This is a genomic window from Phenylobacterium sp. (genome assembly GCF_036501465.1).
GTDB lineage: Bacteria > Pseudomonadota > Alphaproteobacteria > Caulobacterales > Caulobacteraceae > Phenylobacterium.
In genome coordinates this window covers 26,194-47,540 of sequence record NZ_DASYAF010000066.1, presented here as the reverse complement: position 1 = coordinate 47,540, position 21,347 = coordinate 26,194, and the positions used below count along the sequence as shown (strand labels likewise).

The 21,347-nt window shown below is 70.5% G+C and carries 21 protein-coding genes; 16 read left to right on the top strand and 5 right to left on the bottom strand.

Going from position 1 to position 21,347, the window contains the following annotated elements; translation table 11 throughout:
• Positions 1–86 precede the first annotated feature (86 nt).
• Positions 87–749: a hypothetical protein gene (locus tag VGL85_RS06960; protein WP_331587413.1), complete on the top strand. Its 663-nt coding sequence runs from the start codon at positions 87–89 to the stop codon at positions 747–749.
• On the opposite strand, the gene VGL85_RS06955 is transcribed toward VGL85_RS06960, so the two are convergent.
• Both VGL85_RS06955 and VGL85_RS06950 read right to left on the bottom strand, forming a co-directional pair.
• Positions 720–1,625: an alpha/beta hydrolase gene (locus VGL85_RS06955; protein WP_331587410.1), complete on the bottom strand. Its 906-nt coding sequence runs from the start codon at positions 1,623–1,625 to the stop codon at positions 720–722. The genes VGL85_RS06960 and VGL85_RS06955 overlap by 30 nt on opposite strands.
• 127 nt (positions 1,626–1,752) lie before the next feature.
• Positions 1,753–3,489, bottom strand: coding sequence for an alpha/beta hydrolase family protein (locus VGL85_RS06950; protein ID WP_331587408.1), 1,737 nt, complete (start codon positions 3,487–3,489; stop codon positions 1,753–1,755).
• A 217-nt stretch (positions 3,490–3,706) separates the two neighbouring features.
• On the opposite strand from VGL85_RS06950, the gene ptsP reads away from it, so the two are divergent.
• The 5 genes from ptsP (at position 3,707) to prfA (ending at position 10,026) form a co-directional block, all read left to right on the top strand.
• Entirely contained in the window at positions 3,707–5,971 is a 2,265-nt protein-coding gene (gene ptsP, locus VGL85_RS06945) for a phosphoenolpyruvate--protein phosphotransferase (protein WP_331587406.1), read from the top strand.
• A 33-nt stretch (positions 5,972–6,004) separates the two neighbouring features.
• Positions 6,005–7,087 (top strand): helix-turn-helix domain-containing protein, encoded by a 1,083-nt coding sequence (locus VGL85_RS06940; RefSeq protein ID WP_331587404.1) that lies wholly within the window; start codon positions 6,005–6,007, stop codon positions 7,085–7,087.
• 68 nt (positions 7,088–7,155) lie between these two features.
• Positions 7,156–8,307, top strand: a complete 1,152-nt coding sequence (gene ispG / locus VGL85_RS06935; protein WP_331587402.1) for a flavodoxin-dependent (E)-4-hydroxy-3-methylbut-2-enyl-diphosphate synthase — start codon at positions 7,156–7,158, stop codon at positions 8,305–8,307.
• A 237-nt stretch (positions 8,308–8,544) separates the two neighbouring features.
• Complete coding sequence (locus VGL85_RS06930; RefSeq protein WP_331587400.1) at positions 8,545–8,841, top strand: hypothetical protein; 297 nt, start codon at positions 8,545–8,547, stop codon at positions 8,839–8,841.
• A gap of 108 nt (positions 8,842–8,949) precedes the next feature.
• Positions 8,950–10,026 (top strand): peptide chain release factor 1, encoded by a 1,077-nt coding sequence (prfA, locus tag VGL85_RS06925; RefSeq protein ID WP_331587398.1) that lies wholly within the window; start codon positions 8,950–8,952, stop codon positions 10,024–10,026.
• On the opposite strand, the gene VGL85_RS06920 is transcribed toward prfA, so the two are convergent.
• Positions 10,023–11,180 (bottom strand): tetratricopeptide repeat protein, encoded by a 1,158-nt coding sequence (locus tag VGL85_RS06920; RefSeq protein WP_331587396.1) that lies wholly within the window; start codon positions 11,178–11,180, stop codon positions 10,023–10,025. The genes prfA and VGL85_RS06920 overlap by 4 nt on opposite strands.
• A gap of 44 nt (positions 11,181–11,224) precedes the next feature.
• Between VGL85_RS06920 and VGL85_RS06915 the strand changes: the two genes are divergently transcribed.
• The 5 genes from VGL85_RS06915 (at position 11,225) to VGL85_RS06895 (ending at position 15,225) form a co-directional block, all read left to right on the top strand.
• On the top strand, positions 11,225–12,019 hold the full coding sequence (locus tag VGL85_RS06915; RefSeq protein WP_331587394.1) for an MOSC domain-containing protein: 795 nt from the start codon (positions 11,225–11,227) through the stop codon (positions 12,017–12,019).
• Positions 12,016–12,879 (top strand): peptide chain release factor N(5)-glutamine methyltransferase, encoded by an 864-nt coding sequence (prmC, locus tag VGL85_RS06910; RefSeq protein ID WP_331587392.1) that lies wholly within the window; start codon positions 12,016–12,018, stop codon positions 12,877–12,879. Before VGL85_RS06915 ends, prmC begins: the two co-directional genes overlap by 4 nt.
• Before the next feature lie 251 nt (positions 12,880–13,130).
• A complete protein-coding gene (locus VGL85_RS06905) occupies positions 13,131–14,198 on the top strand; it encodes a DUF4167 domain-containing protein (protein WP_331587390.1) in 1,068 nt (355 codons plus the stop codon).
• Between the two features lie 45 nt (positions 14,199–14,243).
• Complete coding sequence (locus VGL85_RS06900; RefSeq protein ID WP_331587388.1) at positions 14,244–14,729, top strand: Fur family transcriptional regulator; 486 nt, start codon at positions 14,244–14,246, stop codon at positions 14,727–14,729.
• A gap of 25 nt (positions 14,730–14,754) precedes the next feature.
• Positions 14,755–15,225, top strand: a complete 471-nt coding sequence (locus VGL85_RS06895) for a 5' nucleotidase, NT5C type (protein WP_331587386.1) — start codon at positions 14,755–14,757, stop codon at positions 15,223–15,225.
• Between the two features lie 4 nt (positions 15,226–15,229).
• Here the strand turns inward: VGL85_RS06895 and VGL85_RS06890 are convergent, their stop codons facing one another.
• Positions 15,230–16,015 (bottom strand): RcnB family protein, encoded by a 786-nt coding sequence (locus VGL85_RS06890; protein WP_331587384.1) that lies wholly within the window; start codon positions 16,013–16,015, stop codon positions 15,230–15,232.
• A 129-nt stretch (positions 16,016–16,144) separates the two neighbouring features.
• On the opposite strand from VGL85_RS06890, the gene VGL85_RS06885 reads away from it, so the two are divergent.
• From VGL85_RS06885 to VGL85_RS06865, 5 genes are all read left to right on the top strand, one after another.
• Positions 16,145–16,687 (top strand): DUF924 family protein, encoded by a 543-nt coding sequence (locus VGL85_RS06885; protein ID WP_331587383.1) that lies wholly within the window; start codon positions 16,145–16,147, stop codon positions 16,685–16,687.
• Between the two features lie 74 nt (positions 16,688–16,761).
• Positions 16,762–17,607, top strand: coding sequence for a thymidylate synthase (locus tag VGL85_RS06880; protein ID WP_331587381.1), 846 nt, complete (start codon positions 16,762–16,764; stop codon positions 17,605–17,607).
• A gap of 25 nt (positions 17,608–17,632) precedes the next feature.
• A complete protein-coding gene (locus tag VGL85_RS06875; RefSeq protein WP_331587379.1) occupies positions 17,633–18,151 on the top strand; it encodes a dihydrofolate reductase in 519 nt (172 codons plus the stop codon).
• A gap of 45 nt (positions 18,152–18,196) precedes the next feature.
• A complete protein-coding gene (locus tag VGL85_RS06870) occupies positions 18,197–19,108 on the top strand; it encodes an SMP-30/gluconolactonase/LRE family protein (protein WP_331587375.1) in 912 nt (303 codons plus the stop codon).
• A 105-nt stretch (positions 19,109–19,213) separates the two neighbouring features.
• A complete protein-coding gene (locus VGL85_RS06865; protein WP_331587373.1) occupies positions 19,214–19,825 on the top strand; it encodes a PEPxxWA-CTERM sorting domain-containing protein in 612 nt (203 codons plus the stop codon).
• Positions 19,826–19,949: 124 nt separating this feature from the next.
• Here the strand turns inward: VGL85_RS06865 and VGL85_RS06860 are convergent, their stop codons facing one another.
• A complete protein-coding gene (locus VGL85_RS06860; protein ID WP_331587371.1) occupies positions 19,950–21,071 on the bottom strand; it encodes a hypothetical protein in 1,122 nt (373 codons plus the stop codon).
• Positions 21,072–21,347 lie beyond the last annotated feature (276 nt).

The window sequence follows — 21,347 nt, the reverse complement described above, 5'->3', positions numbered from 1 at the left end:
ACCACGATCCGTAAGTTGGGCGCCATGGGCTGCGCTCACGTCAGCCAATGGGTATCGTCCGGAGCAACACCCTCCGGAGGCGCTCCATGAATCTGTCGAATCTCGCATCGATTGGCAGCTTCGTCAGCGGCGTCGCGGTCGTGGCCTCGCTCGTGTTCCTCTACTTCCAGGTCAGACAGCTGAACGTGCAGGCGAAACAGGCCGCGATAAGCCAGCAGGCGATGATGAAGCTGGCCCGCACCACCCGGGTCATGGAGGTCAATGAGCGGATGGCGAGCGAAGCGTTCGCCCAGATGGACATGAGGATCGCCCGCAATGGCAAGGACGTCAGCGCCGTCGATGTGATGCGCTTTTCGGCGCATGCGCGGGCGGTGTTCCAGAACGGCGAGGATACCTTCGCGCAGCACCGCCGCGGCCTGGTGCACCCGGCGGATTTCACCAGCTTCGAGAAGTCCTTTCGCTGGGGCCTGCAGTCACCCCAGCTCAGGCTGGCCTGGGGGCGGCACCGGATGATGTACGACGAGGGCTATGTCTCCTTCGTCGATCGCCTCGTCTCGGAGGCGCCGCTCATGCTCGCCTCGCCGGACATGCTCGAGCGCTGGCAGGCGGAGATGGCCGCAGCGATCGCCAGCGCAGGCGGGGCTTCGCCTCCAGCCGCCAAACCCCGGCCACGCCGCCGTTCGGCCGCGGCCAAGCCCATCGAAGGGCTCGAAACGCCGCTAGGCCACCCGCGCCCTGATCCAGGCTGAGGACTCCGCAATCGCCGGGCCGCCGGCGCTCAGATGAGCGAAGAACGGCCAGATGTGGACCATGTCAGGCCAGATGCGCAGGGTGACATCCACCCGCGCCAGACCGGCGGCCTCCGCGAGCTGTGTGGAGTCGCTCATCAGCATCTCCTCCGAGCCCACCTGGATCAGGATCGGCGGCAAGCCCGCCAGGTTGGCGAACACCGGCGACGCCAGCGGGGTTTTCGGGTCGCCCTGGCCGAGATAGGCGCCCTTGAAGTCGTCGATGCCCTGCTGGGTGACCAGGAAGTCGGTGTCGGCCTTGGCCCGATAAGCCGGGCTGGCGTTCTGCATATTCGCCCACGGGCTGATCAGATGCAGGCCCGCCGCCAGCGGCAGGCCGGCGTCCCGCGCGGCCACGCTGCAGGCGACCGAAAGGCCGCCGCCGGCGCTGTCGCCCGCGATCACCGTCCGCCCCGGGTCGCGGCCCATGGCCAGGAAGGCGCGCCAGGCCGCCACGGCATCATCGACGGCGGCCGGGAAAGGATGCTCCGGCGCCAGGCGGTAGTCGACGTTGAAGGCGGTCGCTCCGGCGGCCAGCGCCATCTTGGCCACCATGGTCCGGTGACTGTCCATGCCGCCGAGGCAATAGCCGCCGCCGTGCAGGTAGAAGATCGTCCGGGTGGGGTCCGCGCCGGCCGGCGTGATCTGCTCGGCCGGAACACCGCCCAGGGTGATCGGGCTCACGGTCACGCCTTCCGGAACCGGGGCCGCGGCGCCCATGGCGTCGAAGCCCATACGGCGCTCGGCCCACGACGGCTCGGGCGCGCCCGGTGGCGGGGCGTACGAGGCCATCAGGGCCGCCATCGCCGCGATCTCGGGGTTTCGCCACTCAGCCATGTCCGCCATTGCCATCCTTTCGTTGGAGGCGACGGAGATGGCGGAACCGGGGGCCCGTCAAGTCTGCATCGCCCTCGCACAGCCTCCGCTCGAAGCGGACATTGGCGAGCGTCGTCAGCAGAAAGCCCTACCGCGCCCGCGCCGCGCCAGGGGTCGGCAGCTTGAACCCCGGGTACCAGTGGGTGGCCGTGCCGCCGGTGATGTACCAGCTCAGGAACAGGGCGCAGATCAGCGCGCCGGGGATGTAGGAGTTGGTCCGCCGGTAGGTCACCGCGGTCAGCGCCCCCAGCACCGCCAGCACGATCACGAACTGGATCGCCACGATGGTGTTGAGCGGCTCGGTGGGCGTGAACAGCAAGCCGGTGCGGAACAGGGTCGCGTACTCGACCACCAACAGCACGATGAAGCCCAGGCTGAGCGCCAGCTTCCAGGTCCCGTTCTGGACGAGGAACCCTTCGCCCTTCACCGCCAGGTTGGCGCAGAGCGCGCGCATGGCGACCAGGCAGTAGACGCCCCACAGCACCGCATAGGGGATCGCCATCACCGCGTGATGGGCGTCCAGCGGGCGCAGACCCAGCACCCAGAAGCGGAAGTCGACCTTGAACACCACGTCGACGAAGGCCAGCGACAGATAGCCCACCGCGATGGTCGCCGCCGCGATCAGGGCGGACTTGCCCCAGGCGTGGGTGAAGCTGGGCTTGCCGCCGCGCAGCACGAAGCTCAGCACAAGGCTGATCAGCGCATTGCCGAAGGCCCAGACCAGCAGCTGGTTCTGGATCGACTGCGGGAACAGCATCATCGGGAAGAACAGGTTCCCGAACTTCATCAGCGGGAAATAGGTCAGCGCCGGGACCGCGGCGGTCAGCACGAAGGCCAGCCACCACTTCCAGCCGCGCCGCTCGGCCACCGGCTCGGCCGGATGCGCCAGGCTGGCGAAGAACGGCGTGCTCAGCAGCACCTCGAAGGTCCCGATCAGCAGCAGAACGAAGCCCACGAAGCCGATCGCCGTGCCGATGTCCTTCCACAGCCAGATCTGGTCCGAGGGGTTCAGCGGGTTGGCCTCGCCGGAGAGCGTCTTCTCGAACCAGTCGACGGCGCCGCCGACGCCGGCGCGGCTGAAGTGCTCCCACGGGTGGGTCACCGGCGGGTTCTCCAGCACCCGGGCGCTGCCGTCGGCGACGTTGCCATAGATCTTGCCGACCACGATCGGCGAAGGCTGGCCGAACACCTTGGCCATCTTCTTCGACTGGTTGACCATCGAGCCCTTGGGCTCGCCCCACATCAGGGCCGCGAACTCGTCGTACTGGCCTTCGACGACCGCCAGGTTACGGTAGCTGGCCGGGCCCTTGGCCCCCAGGAACCCCGGCGTCGAGCCTTCATAGACGATGGCCTTGTAGCCGTCCGGCTGGGCGCCGGCCGCCGCGGTGATCGGCACGCCCCCCATGGAGTGGCCTTCCAGGCCGATGTTGGCCTTATCCACGTAGGGCAGGCTCTGCAGGTAGGCGAGCGCCGCCGGCCCGCCCAGGTCGCGCACCTGGCCGACCGCGCCGTTGGAATAGCCGTGGCCCACCATGTCCATGGCCATCACCACGAAGCCGCGCCGGGCGAGCTCGATGGCGAAGGGCGACTGCATCTCGCGGGTGTTGATGTAGCCGTGGCTGACCAGCACGGCCGGCGCCGGATGGGCGGCGGTGGCGGTCGACGGCACATAGAGCAGCGCCGCCTGGGTCAGCCCCGGCTTCTCGCCCGGGAAGCGGACGTCCTTCAGGCTCACCCCGCCGGCCGTCTCGACCGCGTGGGCCAGCAAGGATCCGCCCAGGATCAGGGCCAGGCCCAGGATGAAGAAGCCCCATTTGCGCAGCATGGCGTTCCCCCGAACACGCGCCCCGGAATGAACCTCGGGCGTCGCTTGTTATGCTTTCGGCGCGACGATGCGGCCGCTGGGGGAAAAGCTCAAGTATAGGCGCCCATTTGCTGGGCAATGGCGTTTAAGGCCGCAATCGCCCCTTTCAGGCTCCGATCCGCGGCGCAAACCTGCTAGGACGCGGAAAAATATCAGGGAGGAGGACGAGAAGGGTCGGATGGCGGTTCAAGGCGTAGCCATACGCGGTCAACGCAGCCTGCTTCGGCAGATCCGGGAAGCGCTGGCGGGCGGCGGCCCGGCGCAGACGCGCCTGGACATGGTGGTGCGGATCATCGCGCGGTCCATGGTGGCCGAGGTGTGCTCGCTCTACATGCGCCGCGCGTCGGGCGACATGGAGCTGTTCGCCACCGAGGGCCTCGACCCCAACGCCGTCCACGTCACCCGCATGAAGCCGGGCGAAGGCCTGGTGGGCGAGATCATGAAGCTGGGCCGGCCGCTGAACCTGGCCGACGCGCCCGAGCACCCGGCCTTCTCCTACCGCCCGGAAACCGGCGAAGACCCATACCACGCCTTCCTGGGCGTGCCCCTGCTGCGCGGCGGCCGCGCCATCGGCGTGCTGGTGGTCCAGAACCGCACCGCGCGCATCTACACCGACGACGAGGTCGAGGACCTGCAGATCGTCGCCATGGTGCTGGCCGAGATGGTGGCCGCCGGCGAGCTGATCGGCGAGACCGAGCTCAAGGGCGTCGAGATCGCCCCGCACCGGCCCGAGCGGCTGAAGGGCGCGCGCTTCGCCGAAGGCCTGGCCTATGGCGTGGCCGTGCTGCACGAGCCGCCGGTCGCGCCCTCGCAGCTGCTGTCCGACGACGTGGCCGCCGAGGAAAGCCGGCTCGCCGCCGCCATCGCGAGCCTGCAGGCCCAGATCGACCAGATGCTGGCCGGCGACGCGGGGCTGGTCGACGCCTCCTTCGAGGTGCTCGACACCTATCGGATGTTCGCCCACTCACAGAGCTGGCTGCGCAGCCTGGGCGATGCGGTGAGCAACGGCCTGACCGCCGAGGCGGCGGTGGAGCGGGTGCGCTCCGAGCACCGCGCCCGCCTGGGCCAGGCCCGCGACCCCTACCTGCGCGAGCGTCTGCACGACCTGGAAGACCTGAACGACCGCCTGCTGCGCCACCTGTCGGGCGACGGCCATACGGCGCGCGAGCTGCCCGACAACGCCATCCTGATCGCCCGCAACCTGGGGCCCGCCGACCTGCTGGAATACGACCGCAAGAAGCTGCGCGGCCTGTTGCTGGAGGAAGGCTCGGCCGCCAGCCACGCCGCGATCGTCGCCCGCGCGCTCGACATCCCCTGCGTCGGCCGCCTGCCCGGCCTTCGCGACCACGTCTCCGAAGGCGACATGGTGATCGTCGACGCCGAGTCCGCCGAGGCCTATCTGCGGCCCCGCACCGACGTCGTGAAGGCGATCCAGGCGCGCATCGACGTGCGCCGCCAGCGCCGCGCCGAGTTCGCCAAGCTGCGCGACACCCCGGCCTACACCCGCGACGGCGCCAAGGTCGGCCTGTTCATGAACGCCGGCCTCGACGTCGACCTCGACATCCTGGCCGAGACCGGGGCGGAGGGCATCGGCCTGTTCCGCACCGAATTCCAGTTCATGGTCGCCGAGGAGATGCCGCGGTTTAACGCCCAGACCGCGCTCTATTCCCGCGTGATGGACGCCGCGGGCGGCCTGCCGGTGACCTTCCGCACCCTCGACCTCGGCGGCGACAAGGTGCTGCCCTACATGGAGGCCGAGCGGGAGGACAATCCGGCGCTGGGCTGGCGGGCGATCCGCATGGGCCTGGACCGCCCGGCCCTGCTGCGCCTGCAGCTCCGCGCCCTGATCGCCGCCGCGCGCGGCCGACCGCTCAGGATCATGTTCCCGCTGGTCGCCAACGTGGACGAGTTCCGCGCCGCGCGGCAGCTGGTGGACGTCGAGATCGCCTGGGCGCAACGCCGTGGCCGGGCGCCGCCGTCGCGGCTGGACGTCGGCGCGATGATCGAGGCGCCATCGGTGGTCTGGCACCTGGACGCGCTGCTGCCGCTCACCGACTTCGTCAGCGTCGGCACCAACGACCTGATGCAATATCTGTTCGCCGCCGACCGCGGGAACCCGCGGATGGCTGACCGCTATGACCCGCTGTCGCCGCCGGCGCTGCGCGCGCTCGAGCAGATCCAGCGCGCCTGCGCCGAAACCGGCACCCCGGTTTCCGTCTGCGGCGAGATGGCGGGCCGGCCGCTGGAGGCCTTCACCCTGGTGGCCCTGGGCTTCGAGCGGCTGTCCATGCCGCCGGCCGGGGTGGGCCCGGTGAAGCAGATGGTGCTCTCCTGCGACCGCGAGGCGGCCAGGCGCGGCGTGGCGGCCCTGCTGAAGTCCAGCGCGGGCCAGGTGCGCAACGAGATCGAGACCCTGGCGCGCAAGCTCTATGTGGCGGTCTAACAAGCGCCGGGAATCGGTGTCCAAGGTCTGGTCGTGAGCGAACGCGACGCCCCCGACCTGCACGCCGGCCCCGACATCGGATCGGCCCTGAAAGCCGTCCGCGAACAGCGCCGCCTGTCGCTCGAGACCCTGGCCGACATGACCCGGGTGCGCCGCGCCTATCTGGCGGACATCGAGGCCATGCGGCTGGACCGGCTGCCGTCGCGGCCGTTCACCATCGGCTACATCCGCGCCTACGCCGAAGCGCTGGGCCTGGACGGCGACGCCGCGGTCGAGCGGTTCAAGGCCGAGGAGCCGATGCTGGACGAGCCGCTGCGCAACCCGGTCGGCGTCACCGAGGCCGGCGACCCCAGGATCGTGGCCATCGTCGGCGGCGTGGTGGTGATCCTGATCGCCATCATCCTGTGGAACATCGCCCAGCGGGCCATGCTGGCCGGCGCGCCCCCGCCGCCCACCGCCTCGCCCCAGGCCACCGCCAAGGCCCTGGCCTCGCCCGAGCCGCCGACCGTGGCCCTGGGCCTGCCGCTGCCGGCCCCGGTGGAGTCCACCATCCCGCCGCCCTACGAGACGCCGGGCATGCCGATCATCAACCCCGACGGCACGGTGACCAAGCCCCCCAGCGCCGCCAAGGGCATCCCCGTGGCGCCGCCGGTCGACCCGTCGACCCTGCCGCCGATCTTCCAGGTCACCGGCCAGGTCTATGGCGCGCCGCAGGGGCAGGCCTCGCCGGTCATCCTGCAGGCGCTGAAGCCCGCCTCCCTGGTGATCCGCGGCCAGGACGGCCAGATCTACTTCGTCCGCCAGTTCGCCGCCGGCGACGCCTTCCGCGTGCCCAACGTCGGCGGGCTGATGGCCGACGTGGCCCAGCCCAACTACTTCCAGGTGTTCGTGGGCGGCCGCTCCAAGGGCGTGCTGCCGGCCCCGCAGGTGCTGCTCTCCAAGCTGGCCGAGGCCGCCGCCCCGCCGCCGACGCCGACCCCCGCTGTCTCGACCGCGCCATCGTCCCAGCCCGCCAAGGCCGCTCCGGCCGCCGGGACGGCAAAGACCACCGCGCTGGCCAAGCCCGCGCCGGCGCCCGCCAAGCCCATCCCGCCCGGGGCGACCGCCCCCCATTGACGCCGATCCCAAGGCGTTTGCCCGGCAAGGCTTGGGTTCGCGGCCCGAACCGCCTATTTTCGCCGGGCATGAGCGACCCCGACCACACCCCCAAAGACCACACGAGCGTCCGTCCCTGGCGGGCGATCCAGCGGCGCAAGAGCCGCAAGATCCGCGTGGGCAAGGTGGAGGTGGGCGGCGACGCCCCGATCAGCGTCCAGTCGATGACCAACACGCTCACCGCCGACGCTCAGGCGACCATCGCCCAGGTGCGCCAGCTGGAGGAGGCCGGCGCCGACATCGTGCGCGTCTCCTGCCCCGACGAGGATTCCACCAGGGCGTTCAAAGAGATCGCCAAGGCGGCCAAGGTCCCGCTCGTGGCCGACATCCACTTCCACTACAAGCGCGGCGTCGAGGCCGCCGAGGCGGGCGCGGCCTGCCTGCGCATCAACCCCGGCAATATCGGCAGCCCCGACCGGGTGCGCGAAGTCATCGCCGCCGCCCGCGACCACGGCTGCTCCATGCGCATCGGCGTCAACGCGGGCTCCCTGGAGCGCGACCTGCTGGAAAAGTACGGCGAGCCCTGCCCCGACGCGATGCTGGAGAGCGCGCTCCGCCACGCCCGCATCCTGCAGGACCACGACTTCCACGAGTTCAAGATCAGCGTGAAGGCGTCGGACGTCTTCATGACGGTGGCCGCCTACAACCTGCTGGCGGAGGCCATCGACTGCCCGCTGCACCTGGGCGTCACCGAGGCCGGCGCCCAGCGCACCGGCACGGTGAAGTCGTCCATCGGCATGGGCAACCTGCTCTGGGCCGGGATCGGCGACACCATCCGCGTCAGCCTCGCCGCCGACCCGGTGGAGGAGATCAAGGTCGGCTTCGACCTGCTGAAATCGCTGGGTCTCCGCCACCGCGGGGTGAACATCATCGCCTGCCCTTCCTGCGCACGGCAGGGCTATGACGTGATCCGCACCGTCGAGGCGCTGGAACAGCGCCTGGCCCACATCGCCCAGCCGATCAGCCTGTCGATCATCGGCTGCGTGGTGAACGGCCCGGGCGAGGCCTTGATGACCGACCTGGGCTTCACCGGCGGCGGCAAGGGCGCGGGCATGGTCTATGTGGCCGGTAAGCCCGACCACAAGATGGACAACGAGCGCATGGTCGACCACATCGTCGAGCTGGTCGAAGCCAAGGCCGCCGAGCTCAAGGCCGCCGAGGTTCCGCAAGCGGCGGAATAGAGCGCCGTCATCCCTCCTCTTCAGGGGAGGGTGGCCGAGGCGAAGCCGAGGTCGGCTGGGGGTGTGTGGTCCAGAACACCAACGTCCGAGTCTGATCCCGACTTCCCCACCCTGATCGCTTGGCGATCTGTCCCTCCCCTAAAGAGGAGGGATGGGAAAAATGACGCCCGAGTCACTCTTGCGCGGCTTTCGCATCCGCGCTTAGGTGCGGCTCCAAATTCTTCGGGAGAGACCCACATGGCGGCTGCGGACGGCAACTGGAAGATCACCATCAACACGCCGATGGGCGCCCAGGAGGTCAACGCCTCCATCACCACCAACGGCGACACCTTCACCGGCAAGACCTCCGGCCGCATGGGCGAGAGCGAAGTCTCCGGCAAGGTCGACGGCGACACCCTGACCTGGAGCGCCGACATCACCCAGCCGATGCCGATGACCCTGGAGTTCACCGCCACGGTGAGCGGCGATTCCATGAGCGGCAACGTCAAGCTGGGCGCCTTCGGCAACGCCCCGCTGTCGGGCGTGCGCGCCTAGGCGCCATCCGCTGAAATCCGCGAAGGCCTCCGCCGGCGACGGCGGGGGCCTTTTGCTTGCGCGGCTGGGGGGTTAGAGGAAGCTCCCCTCTTTCCGGCGACCCAGACCTTGCGACTCCCCCAGGCCCGTCTCGACCAGGTGCTCGACCGCTTCCGCGAGATCGAGGCGCGGATGGGCGCGGCCACCGACGGCGCCGAGATCGTGCGCCTTGGCAAGGAGCACGCCGAGCTGAAGCCGGTGGTCGAGGCGGTCGAGGCGGTGCAGCGCGCCCGCGCCGAGCAGCCCGACCTGGAAGCCATGGCCGACGGCGACGACGCCGAGATGGCCGCCATGGCCCGCGACGAGCTCGAGGCCCTGAAGGAACGCCTGCCCATCCTGGAACGCGACGTGGCCCTGCTGCTGGCGCCCAAGGACAAGGACGAGAACGCCTCGGCGATCCTCGAAGTCCGCGCCGGCACCGGGGGCGACGAGGCCGCCCTGTTCGCCGGCGACCTGTTCCGCATGTACCAGCGCTACGCCGCCGAGCGCGGCTGGCGGGTGGAGATCGACAGCGTCTCCGAGGGCGACGCCGGCGGCTACAAGGAGATCATCGCCGCGGTCACCGGCGACGGCGTTTTCGGCCGCCTGAAGTTCGAAAGCGGCGTCCACCGGGTGCAGCGGGTGCCGGCCACCGAGGCCCAGGGGCGCATCCACACCTCGGCCGCCACGGTCGCCGTCCTGCCGGAGCCGGAGGACGTGGAGATCGACATCAAGGACCAGGACATCCGCATCGACACCTACCGCTCCTCCGGGGCGGGCGGCCAGCACGTCAACAAGACCGACAGCGCCGTGCGCATCACCCACCTGCCCACCGGCATCGTGGTGACCAGCTCGGAGAAGTCCCAGCATCAGAACCGGGCGCGGGCCATGAAGGTGCTGCAGGCGCGCCTCTACGAGCAGCAGCGCGAGGCCCTCGACAGCGCCCGCGCCGACGCGCGCAAGAGTCAGGTGGGCTCCGGCGACCGTTCCGAGCGCATCCGCACCTACAACTTCCCGCAGGGCCGGGTGACCGACCACCGGATCAACCTGACCCTCTACAACCTGCCCAAGGTGATGGAGGGCGAGGCGCTGGACGACGTGATCGATCCGCTGATCGCCGAGGACCAGGCCGCGCGCCTCTCGGCCCTGGAGGACGAGTTCGGCTAGCCGTCGATCTTCGCCTCGGCGAGGGCCGCGATCACCCGCTCGACCACCCCGTCCCAGTCGCCCGGCGTCTCCTGGCAGAACAGCCGGGCGCTGTCGTACCAGGCCGAGCGCCCGGCGCGCGGCCAGTGCCAGTCCAGCGCATGGGCGGCCAGCATCACCCAGACCGGACGCCCCAGCGCGCCGGCCAGGTGGGCGACGGAGGTGTCGACGGTGATCACCAGGTCCAGGCCCATGATGATCTCGGCGGTGTCGCGGAAATCCCGCGCCCCGGTCTCGGCGGGGTCGAGGCCGATCGCTCCCGGCAGCGCCATCAGTCGCGCCGCCGCCGCGCCCGGCAGCGAGCGGAAGGCGTTGTTGCGGTTCGCCGCCTGGCCCTGCGTCACCACCCCGATCCGCCCGGCCGAGCGGCGAGGCTCGGCGAACAGATAGGGCGTGCCGCTCAGGCCCTCGGCCGTCATGCCGACCCGGTGCGGCAGCGACATGGAGAGCATCCAGACGTCGTGCTCGGGTCGCGGCGCCTCGCCGGCGTCGTAGACGGCGTAGTCCATCCCGAACGGGGCGAAGAGCCGCTGCAGGGCCCCGGCCCCCACATAGACGACGCTGTCGGCCGCCAGCTGCGGCAGGAAGCGCGCCATCATCATCTGGTCGCCGAAGCCCTCCTCTCGCCAGATCAGCAGCCGCTTGCCGGCCAGCGGCTCGCCCTGCCATTCGGGCGTGCCGAACCGCTTGGCCATCTTCGCCCGCCGGGCCCGGCTCTCATAGAACGACCAGCCCTCCGGATAGCGCCCCTGGGCCAGCAGCACGAAGGCCAGGTCCACCGCCGCCTGCGAGGCGGGATCCAGCGCCAGCGCCCTGCGATAGGCCGCCTCGGCGGCGTCCCAGTCGCGGACCGTGCGCAGGTGGATGCCCAGCGCCTCCTGGCGCTTGGCGCTCTGCGGGGCAGCCTCCGCCGCGCGGCGGTACCACTGGCCGGCCTCCAGGAACCGTCCCCGCGCGTCGCAGATGACGCCGAGATTGTGCAGCGAGGGCAGGTGGTCGACCTGGGCGACCACCTCGAGATAGGCGCGTTCCGCCTCGTCCAGGCGCCCGGCGCGGTGGGCCGCCAGGCCGTGCTCGTAGGTCTCCGCCAGGGTCATCGCGGCCACCTTAGCCATCCGCGGCGCTTGTGGCATGGGCGCTCTTGCCGCAAACCGGGGGCATGAGCGGCCACGTCGCGGCGATCTGTCGCCACCCGATCAAGGGCTTCACGCCCGAACCCCTGAGCGCCGTCCAGCTTGCGCCCGGCCAGGGCTTCCCGTTCGACCGCCTGTGGGCCGTGGAGAACGGCCCCAGCGGCTTCGACGCCGCCGCGCCGGCCTTCGTGGCCAAGCAGAAGTTCACCGTGCTCGCCGCCATCCCCAAGGTCGCCGCCGCGCGCACCCGCTATGACGAGGCGACCGGGACCCTGAGCGTCTGCGCCCCCGGCGCGCCGGACCTGACGGTGCGGCTGGCGGAGCCGCAGGGCCGCGCGGCCTTCGAGGCGTGGCTGACCGACCTGCTGGGCGACGACGTCCGCGGTCCGCTGCGCGTGCTGGCGGCCCCCGGCCAGCACCGCTTCACCGACCATCCGCTGGGCCAGGTGTCGATCATCAACCTGGCGAGCGTCCGCGATCTCGGAGAGCGCATGGGCGTGGCGCTGGACCCGCTGCGCTTTCGCGCCAACCTCTATGTGGAAGGCTGGCCCGCCTGGGCGGAGAACGGCTGGATCGGCAAGCCGCTGATGGTCGGCTGGGCCCGGGCCGAGGTGTTCAAGTCCATCGTCCGCTGCGTGGCGACCCACGTGAACCCGGACACCGCCGAGGCCGACCAGGCGGTCACCAAGGCGCTGTTCGACCACTTCGGGAACCTGTTCTGCGGCGTCTATGTGCGGGTGACCTCCGCCGGCCTGGTGGGCGTGGGCGATGCGGTGACCACGCCCAAGCTGGAACCGGTCTCGGAGGAGCTTGGCGCATGAGCCTGAACCTGCTGCAGGCCTGGCAGGGCGCCAAGGCGCGGCTGGAGGCCGCCGGCCTCTCCGGCCCGGTGATCGACGCACGCCTGCTGGTCGAGGCCGCCGCCGACGCCACCCGCGCCGACATCGTGGGCGATCCCTACCGGGCGCTGACGCCCGAGCAGGCGGCGAGGCTGGAAGACTATCTGGGCCGCCGCGAACGCCGCGAGCCGGTCAGCCACATCCTGGGCCGCAAGGGCTTCTGGAAGATCATGCTCAGCGTCAATTCCGACGTGCTGACGCCGCGGCCCGACACCGAGACCCTCGTCGAATGGGTGCTGCGCGACTTCCCCGAACAGGCCGCCTGGTCGGTGCTGGACCTGGGCGTTGGCTCCGGCGCGATCCTGCTGTCGATCCTGTCGGAGCGGCCTGCGGCCAGGGGCCTGGGCGTCGACGTCTCCGAGGAAGCGCTGGCGGTGGCGCGCGACAACGCCGCGAGCCTCGGCCTGGCCGGCCGCGTGGCCCTGCTGCGCGGCGACTGGACCACCGGCCTGGGCGACGACAGCTTCGACCTGGTGGTCTCCAACCCGCCCTATATCGCCACCCATGTGATCGAGACCCTGGAGCCCGAGGTGCGGGACCACGAACCGCGCCTGGCGCTGGAAGGCGGCCCCGACGGCCTGGCCCATTATCGGGTGCTGGCGGCGGAGATCCTGCGGGTGCTGAGGCCCGGCGGCCGCTTCGCCGTGGAGATCGGCTACGACCAGAAAGCCCCCGTCGAGGCGCTGTTCCGGCAGGCCGGCGCGGGCGGCGTCCAGACCCTCAAGGACCTCGGCGAACGGGACAGGGTTGTCGCAGGTGTGAAAAACCCCTTGGAAACCTGAGGCCGACTCGCTAGTTAAGTAGGTGTCTCCACCCAAATTTGTCGGCTTCCGGTAGAGGTGTCCCACTGAGGGCGCACGCAGGACCCGACAGGGCGCGACGGCTTCCCAAAGGCGTCACGTCAGGCTTCCGGGCGGAAGACGGGGAACACCAACGCCTTCGAAATCGAACCGGGTCTGAAGCCCGATCCCGCTGAAGGCAAGCGAGGCCGCCCGAAAAGTCGGCTGAAGGGAACTGAGACGGTTATCGGATAATGAGAGATTTCAAGGGTATGAAGCGTCAGCGTGGCCGCAACCGTGGCGGCGGCGGCGGTGGTGGCGGCAAGCCGCAACAGCAGAACGCCAACCGGGCCTTCGACTCCAACGGGCCGGAAGGCTCCAAGGTCCGCGGCAACGCCCAGCACGTTTTCGAGAAGTACCAGCAGCTCGCCCGCGACGCCTCGTCGGCCGGCGACCGGGTGCTGGCCGAGAACTACCTGCAGCACGCCGAGCACTATTTCCGCCTGTTGCGGGCCATGCAGCCCACCCGTCCGGCCAGCGAGATCCTCGGCCGCGACCACTTCTCCTCCGGCTTCGACATCGATTTCGAGGATGAAAGCGCCCAGGCCGCCGCCGAGGCCGCCGACGCCGCGGCCGCCGAGGCCCCCGCCGCCCCGCCCGAAGGCGCGCCCGCCGCCGACGGCTGGCAGAATGGCGACCGCCCCCGCGACGGCCAGCGCGACCGGGATCGCGACCGGGACGAGCGGCCGCGCTACGAGAACCGCGACCGGGATGGCAATCGGGACGGCAATCGGGACGGACAGGGCCGTCGCGATCGCTGGCGCGACGACCGGCCCAGGGATGACCGCCCTAGGGATGAGCGTCCCAGGGATGAGCGTCCCAGGGACGACCGGCCCCGCGAGGACCGTGACCGCAACCGCGACGACCGGCCCCGGGATGATCGGCCGCGCTTCGATCGGGACCGCGACGACCGGCCCCGGGACGACCGGCCCCGCTTCGAGCGCAACCGCGACGACCGTGCCGACCGCGACGGGGCGGCGCGCGACCCCCTGGCGGTGGTCGAGCCGCAGGCCCAGGCCCCGCTGGCCGCGCCCGCCTCGGAGGAGCAGCGTTCCGCGCCGCCCGCGCGGTCGCGCAGCCGCGTGCTGCGCGACGCCGAAGGCGGCGAAAGCCACGCTCCGGCCTTCCTGCAGGCTCCGGCCGCCCGCGCCCCCGTTTCGCGGGAAACCGCCGCCGCCGACGCCGACGAGGCCCCGCGCCCGCGCCGCCGCCGCGGCCCCCGCGCCGACGGTCCGGCGGCCAACGAGACGGAAGAGGTCTAGCGTCGCGCCGTTGCGGCCCCGCCGCATGAGGCTTACCTCTTCCGTATGCACTCGCCGGACTGCCACCACGAGGACGGCGCCCATCCCGGGCTGAAGGGCCGCGACCTGCGTCACGCCCTGGCCGACGCCGAGCATCGCTGCGCCGACGTCCGCGAACGCCTGACCAACCCGCGCCGCCGGGTGCTGGAACTGCTGCTCCGGGCCGACTCGCCGCTGAAGGCCTATGACCTGATCGCCGCCTTCGGCGAGGGCGGCGAGCCGGCCAAGCCGCCCACCGTCTACCGCGCGCTGGAATTCCTGGAACGCCTGGGCTTCGCCCACCGGATCGAGAGCATGAACGCCTATGTGCCCTGCCGGCTGGACGGCGACGGCCACTCCGCCGCCTTCCTGATCTGCGACTGCTGCGGCGCGGCCGAGGAGTTCGAGCCGGACTTCACCCCGGGCCGCGCCGCGGCCGCCGCCAAGGGCTATGCGGTGTCCTCAGTCACCCTGGAAGCCCGCGGCCTCTGTCCCGCCTGCCAAGCCGGATGACCTCTGGCGGGATGAACCAACAGTCTTGAGGCGGCAGATTTACCTGGATTGCGACGGGGTCCTGGCGGACTTCGACAAGGGGGCGCTGGCCGTGCTGGGCGTGCCGGCCGAGACCTATGAGCGGGTGCATGGCTCCGACGCCTTCTGGAAGAAGCTGTCGCGCGCCGAAAGCTTCTTCGAGCACCTCGACCTGACGCCCGACGCGCTGGAGCTCTACGCGGCGGTCAAGGCCAAGGCCCCGATCATCCTGACCGGCATGCCGCACGGCAAATGGGCCGAGCCCCAGAAGCGCGCCTGGGCCGCGCGCCACTTCCCCGGCGTGCCGGTGATCGCCACCATGGCCGCCCTGAAGCGCGAACACTGCGAGCCGGGCGACGTGCTGGTCGACGACCGGCCCTGGCACGCCAAGGCCTGGGAAGCCGCCGGCGGCCGCTTCATCCACCACACCTCGGCCAAGGCCTCGATCGCGGCGTTGCGGGCCGCCGGCTACATCTAGCGCCCTACCAGAAGATCCCGCGCACCACCTGCACGATGCGCCCGGAATATTCGTCGATCATCAGGGCGTCGGGGCCCACCCGCACCCAGGTGTAGCCGGGCGGCGGATAGGGCAGGTCGTAGTCAAGGAAATCGAGCAGCCAGTAGGACCTCGCGAACCACGGCCGGGGCAGGATGTCGCCGAAGGCCCAGGCGCGCACGAAGAAGCCCGGGGGCCGGCGATAGGCGCCGAGGCGGAACCGGTCGTGGTTCCAGGTCATCACCGGCGGGAAGCGTCCGGCCGTCCAATGCGGCGCGGGGCCGCCGGGGCGACCGCCCCAGGCCTCGAAGTGACCGCCGCCCTGCCGCCCGCCGCCGGCATGCGGCGGGGTCACCACCTGGGCCGGATGGCCCTCGTGACGATCGCCGCCGGACGGAGCGCCCTGGAAGCGCTCGCCCTGGGGTCGCCCAGCCTGAGGCCGCTCAGCCTGGGGCCGCTCGCCGTGCGGGCGTTCGCCCTGAGGCCGTTCACCGGGGGTCGGTCCGCCCGGCCCGCGACCCTCGCCACGCGGACCACCGCCGGGCGGGCCGTGGACCTCGCCGCCATGCGGACCGCCCTGGCGTTCGGGCGGGCCGCCCGGATGGCCGCCAGGTTGACCGCCGGGATGGCCGCCGCCGGGGTGGCCTTGCGGCTGGGCCTGTTGGCCGCGGTCGTGCTGCTCCTGGGCTGCCGCCGTCCCGCCCGCGCCGGCGAGCAGAAGGCCGGCGAACAGAACAGGGGTGAGGGCCGAAGTCGTAAGGATCTGTTTCATGGTCTCCCTCCAAGGGCCGGAAGGCCCATAAGGTTGCGCTTGAACGCCCTTCTCGTCCCACCGGAGTCTTGCAGACGGCGCTGAACCCCGCTTGAACGGGGCCCAAGGCCTCCCGTCAGGAAACCTGTTATGCCGGCGCACATCAACGACATCATCAGCTTCTGGCGCACCGCCGGGCCCGACAAGTGGTTCAAGAAGGCCCGCGCCTTCGATGAGGCCATCCGCCTGAAGTTCGAGCCCACCCATCACGCCGCGGCCCGCGGGGAGTATGACAGCTGGGCGCTGACCGCCGAGGGGGCCCTGGCGCTGGTCATCCTGCTCGACCAGTTCCCGCGCAACCTCTACCGCGGCTCGGCCCACGCCTTCGCCACCGACCCCAAGGCCCGGGTCCTGGCCCGCGCGGCCATCGAGCGCGGCTTCGACCGCGAGGTCGAACCGATCCTGCGCAACTTCTTCTACCTGCCCTTCGCGCACTCCGAGGACATGACCGACCAGGACTACAGCCTGGCGCTCACCACCGAGGCGGGCGATCCGGACAACATCAAGTGGTCGGCGCTCCACCGCGACATCATCGCCCGGTTCGGCCGCTTCCCCCACCGCAACGTCGCCTTCGGCCGCGAGCCCACGGCGGAGGAGCTGGTGTTCCTGGACGAGGGCGGGTTCAGCGGATAAGTCGCGAATCCCTGTGAATCATCGGGTGCGGCAGATACCGATTCGCCACGAATCAGCGCGATGCTGCTGGCTCGATGAACGCCCACGCCGCCATCCAGCCGGTCTATGAGGCCGCCGCCGACCATCCGGAGCGGCAGTACCTCGAGCTGCTGGCCGACATCCTGGACCACGGCGTCCGGCGCGGTGACCGCACCGGCACCGGCACGCTGGGCGTGTTCGGCCGGCAGATGCGCTTCGACCTGGCGCAGGGCTTCCCGCTGCTGACCACCAAGAAGCTGCACAGGAAATCGATCATCGTCGAGCTGCTGTGGTTCCTGCGCGGCGACACCAATGTCCGCTGGCTGCAGGAGCGCGGGGTTTCCATCTGGAACGAATGGGCCGACGCCGAGGGCGAGCTCGGCCCGGTCTACGGCAAGCAGTGGCGCTCCTGGACCGCGCCGGACGGCCGGGTGATCGACCAGATCGCCGCCGTGGTCGAGGCGCTGAAGACCAACCCCAACAGCCGCCGCCACATCGTCTCGGCCTGGAACCCGGCCGACGTGGACGACATGGCCCTGCCGCCCTGCCACTGCCTGTTCCAGTTCTTCGTGGCTGACGGGAAACTGAGCTGCCAGCTCTACCAGCGCTCGGCCGACGTCTTCCTGGGCGTGCCGTTCAACATCGCCAGCTACGCGCTCCTGACCCTGATGATGGCCCAGGTGACCGGCCTGCAGCCCGGCGAGTTCGTCCACACCCTGGGCGACGCCCACCTCTACCTGAACCACATCGACCAGGCCCGCGAGCAGCTGGCCCGCGAGCCCCTGCCCTTGCCGGTCATGGAGATCGCCCCGCGCCCCGACCTGTTCAGCTTCGAGTTCGACGACTTCAAGCTGAAGGGCTACCAGGCCCACCCGAGCATCGCCGCGCCCATCGCGGTGTGACCCCGGATGATGGTATGGCCTAGCCATGCCCCAGATCACCCTCACCGCCGGCCCGATCGCGCGGGCCCGGAACGGCGTCATCGGCCAGGACGGCGGCCTGCCCTGGCGGCTGAAGACCGACCTGGCCAACTTCCGCGCCGTGACCATGGGCAAGCCGGTGATCATGGGCCGCAGGACCTGGGAGAGTCTGCCGAAGAAGCCCTTGGTCGGGCGCACCAACATCGTGCTGAGCCACGACGGCTCTTTCGAGCCCAAGGGCGCGGTGGTCTGCGACGACTTCGCCGAGGCGGTCTCCATCGCCCGCGAGCAGGCGGCCGAGGACGGCGCGCGGGAGGTCTGCGTGATCGGCGGCGCCTCGCTGTTCGAGCTGGCCCTGCAGCGGGCCGGCCGCGTCTACCTGACCGACGTGGACGCCGAGCCTGCGGGCGACGTGGTCCTGCCGCCGCTCGACCCCGCCGTCTGGAAGGAGGTCTCGGCCAAGGCCTATTTCGCCGGCGAGGGCGACGACCACGGCTTCGTCATCCGGGTGCTGGAACGCCGCTGATCTTCGGCTAGGGTCTCGTCCGACAACGAAACGGGGAGACGCGCCATGGACATCCAGGAAGTCTGCGACGGGCTGGAATTCCCGGAAGGGCCGATCGCCATGGCCGACGGCTCGGTGATCCTGACCGAGATCAAGGGCCAGCGGCTGACCCGCGTCACCCCGGACGGCCGGAAGGAGACCGTGGTCGAGACCGGCGGCGGGCCGAACGGCGCGGCCATCGGCCCGGACGGGGCGATCTGGATCACCAACAACGGCGGCTCCTTCGAGTGGCTGGACATGCAGGGCCTGACCATCCCCGGCCCGACCCCGGAGAGCCACAAGGGCGGCTCGCTGCAGCGCTACGACCTGAAGAGCGGCAAGCTCACCACCGTCTACGACGCCTGCGAGGGCAAGCGGCTGATCGGCCCCAACGACCTGGTCTTCGACAAGCAGGGCGGGGTCTGGTTCACCGACCACGGCTGCGGCACGCCGGGCAGCCGCACCTATGGCGGGGTCTATTACGCCAAGACCGACGGCAGCCTGATCAGCCGCCAGCGCGACCACCTGAACGCGCCCAACGGCATCGGCCTGTCGCCGGACGAGACGGTGGTCTATGTGGCCGACACCAACCTGGCGCGCCTGTGGGCCTTCGACGTCGCCGAGCCGGGCGTGCTGGCCCCGGGCCCCGGCTTCGCGCCCGGCCGGGTGGTCCACAACCTGCAGGACTACCAGCTGCTCGACAGCCTGGCGGTGGAGGCCGGCGGCAAGGTCTGCGTGGCCACCATCATCAACGGCGGCATCACCGCCTTCGACCCCGACGGGAGCATCGAGCACTTCGCCTTCCCCGACCTGATCTGCACCAACATCTGCTTCGGCGGCGCCGACATGATGGACGCCTGGATCACGGCCTCCTCCACCGGCAAGCTCTACAGGACGCGCTGGCCCAGGCCGGGGCTGAAGCTCAACTTCAACGCCTGACCCGCTGCGACAGCCCGCCGCAACCGGGGCCGCCAACCTCAGCCATACGCGAACCGTACCTTAAGCATGGCCGTGCGATCACGACAGGCCATACGGGGGTTTGCGATGATCCGTTCTGCCAAGGCTTCGGCCACGATGCTTGCGGCCGGGCTGGCCGCCGCCGCCATGCTGGCCGCGGGCCACGCCCAGGCGGCGATCTGGGTGCTCGACTATACCGCCACCGACGGCAATTCGCCGTTCGAGGCCGACCTGACCCTGGTCACCTCGGACACCGTCAATTCGGTCGGCGGCTACAATGTCCAGAGCGTCACCGGCGACGTGGACGGCGACACCGTCACCGCCCTGATCGCCAACCCGGGCCTGCCCAACGCGTCCTATTCGGCCGACGGCTGGTTCATCTACGACAACGTCTTCTTCGCCGACAACGCGGGCGGGACCGCCGCGCCGGTGCTGTCGAACCCGGGCCTGCTGTTCGCCAGCGCCTCGGGCGCCGAGTACAACCTGTTTTCCGACAACGCGACGACCTACGAGCTCTACCAGGCGCGCCCCGGCGAGGGCTTCACCGAGCATTCGGCGGGCCTGCTGACCGCGGTCGACCCGCCGGCCGGCGGCCTGGGCGCCATCCCCGAGCCGGCCGGCTGGGCCCTGATGATCCTGGGCTTCGGCGGCGCGGGCGCCCTGATCCGCCGCCGCCGCGCCAACCTCGCGACGGCCTGAATCCGAACACGTCGCTGACCGTCATCCCCGACCCATACGCGCGGGCCCTGCGGATCAATCTGTGGCGGCGGTGTCTATGGGTGGCCGGGACGAACCCGGCCATGACGGCCGAGCGGAGTACGCCCTAGACCGCCTTGCCGATCGCCTCGGAATTGCTGGGATCGATGAGTTCGCCCTCGCCGAGGGCGGACTTGGCCTTGTCCTCGTCGTCGCCGAGGCCCTGGTGGAAGTCCTGCAGGATCTCGAACAGCTCGTCGAGTTCGACCTTCAGCGGCCGGCCCTTGGGGAAGCGGTAGCGCCAGAAGCTGGCGATGTGGCTCACCATGCCGGTGCGTTCGCCGAGCGTGATGAACATCTCCGGCGACTTCAGCAGGAAGTTGCGGAAGGCCATCGGGTTGCCGGCCTGGGTCAGCTCGCCGAAGGCGTCGTCATAGACCTGCAGGGTGCTGCGCACCTGGCGCACCTGGCTGAGGATCGCCTGGTTGACCCGGGCGCCCACGTCCTTGACCTGGCTCATCATCTCGTAGTCGCGCGGGCCCACCACCTTGATCTCGGTGAGTTCGGCGATCACCTCGCGCAGCTGCGGCCAGAGGCTGTTCAGCACCCACTTGTAGTAGAGGAAGCCCTTCCAGCTGAAGATGCCCTCGCGGAAGTTCTCGCCCTCCAGGCCCAGCGTCAGGCGCAGGGGCTCCAGGCGGGTGTCGTCCTGGCCGGCGAGCAGCAGGCTGACCAGCTTTGAGATGTTGTTCTGGCTGCCGCTCTTGGCGCCGCCGCCGCCGTAGGCCAGGTCCACCAGCTTGGAGATTTCGCCGGAGACGAACCGTTGCATGCGGTCCAGGTCGGCGGCGGAGATGGCGAAATAGCAGTTGGCGATCTGGAAATCGCGCCGCTTCAGGTGCTCGCGCAGCAGGAAGGGGTCGAGCGAGGGCAGCTCGTCCAGCGCCTCCAGGAGGGCGATGTCGCGGGCTTCCTCGTCCTGGTCGCCACGCAGTTGGTAGAGCAGCTCCTGCCAGCCGCGCTGGCCGACGAACAGCGAACGGCCGCCCAGGCCCAGGTCCGTCCGCTCGAAGGGGATGATCACCTTGGTCGAGATGCGCTTGGCGACTTCGAAGATGTACTGCTCGTCGGCGCGCAGGCGGTGCTTGATGATCACCGCCCCGTTCAGCGAGCTGGCCTTGAAGAACGGCGCGGCTTCGTACTCGGGATCCCCGGCGTTCTGGCTCGCCACGGCGGCGAGGTTCAGCACACGGCTCGTGGACGCGGTCTTCTCGAGGCCCGACAGGCTCCGAAACGACCGATCAGATGCGCGCGCGACCACTACAACCTCCGCAGCCGAGGCCACTCGCCTCGCGTTCCGATTGCTCAGGATCCAGGGGGCGGTAGATACAGCGAGTCGCCGCTCGGACCGCCCCCTGCGATCCTGCCCCGGCAGTAGGCCTGAGGAAGCTCTACAATTCGGTTAAACCGGCGCGTTCGGCGAACGCGTTTCGGCGGATTTCCGCGCCCTTCCGCGACGGCAGCC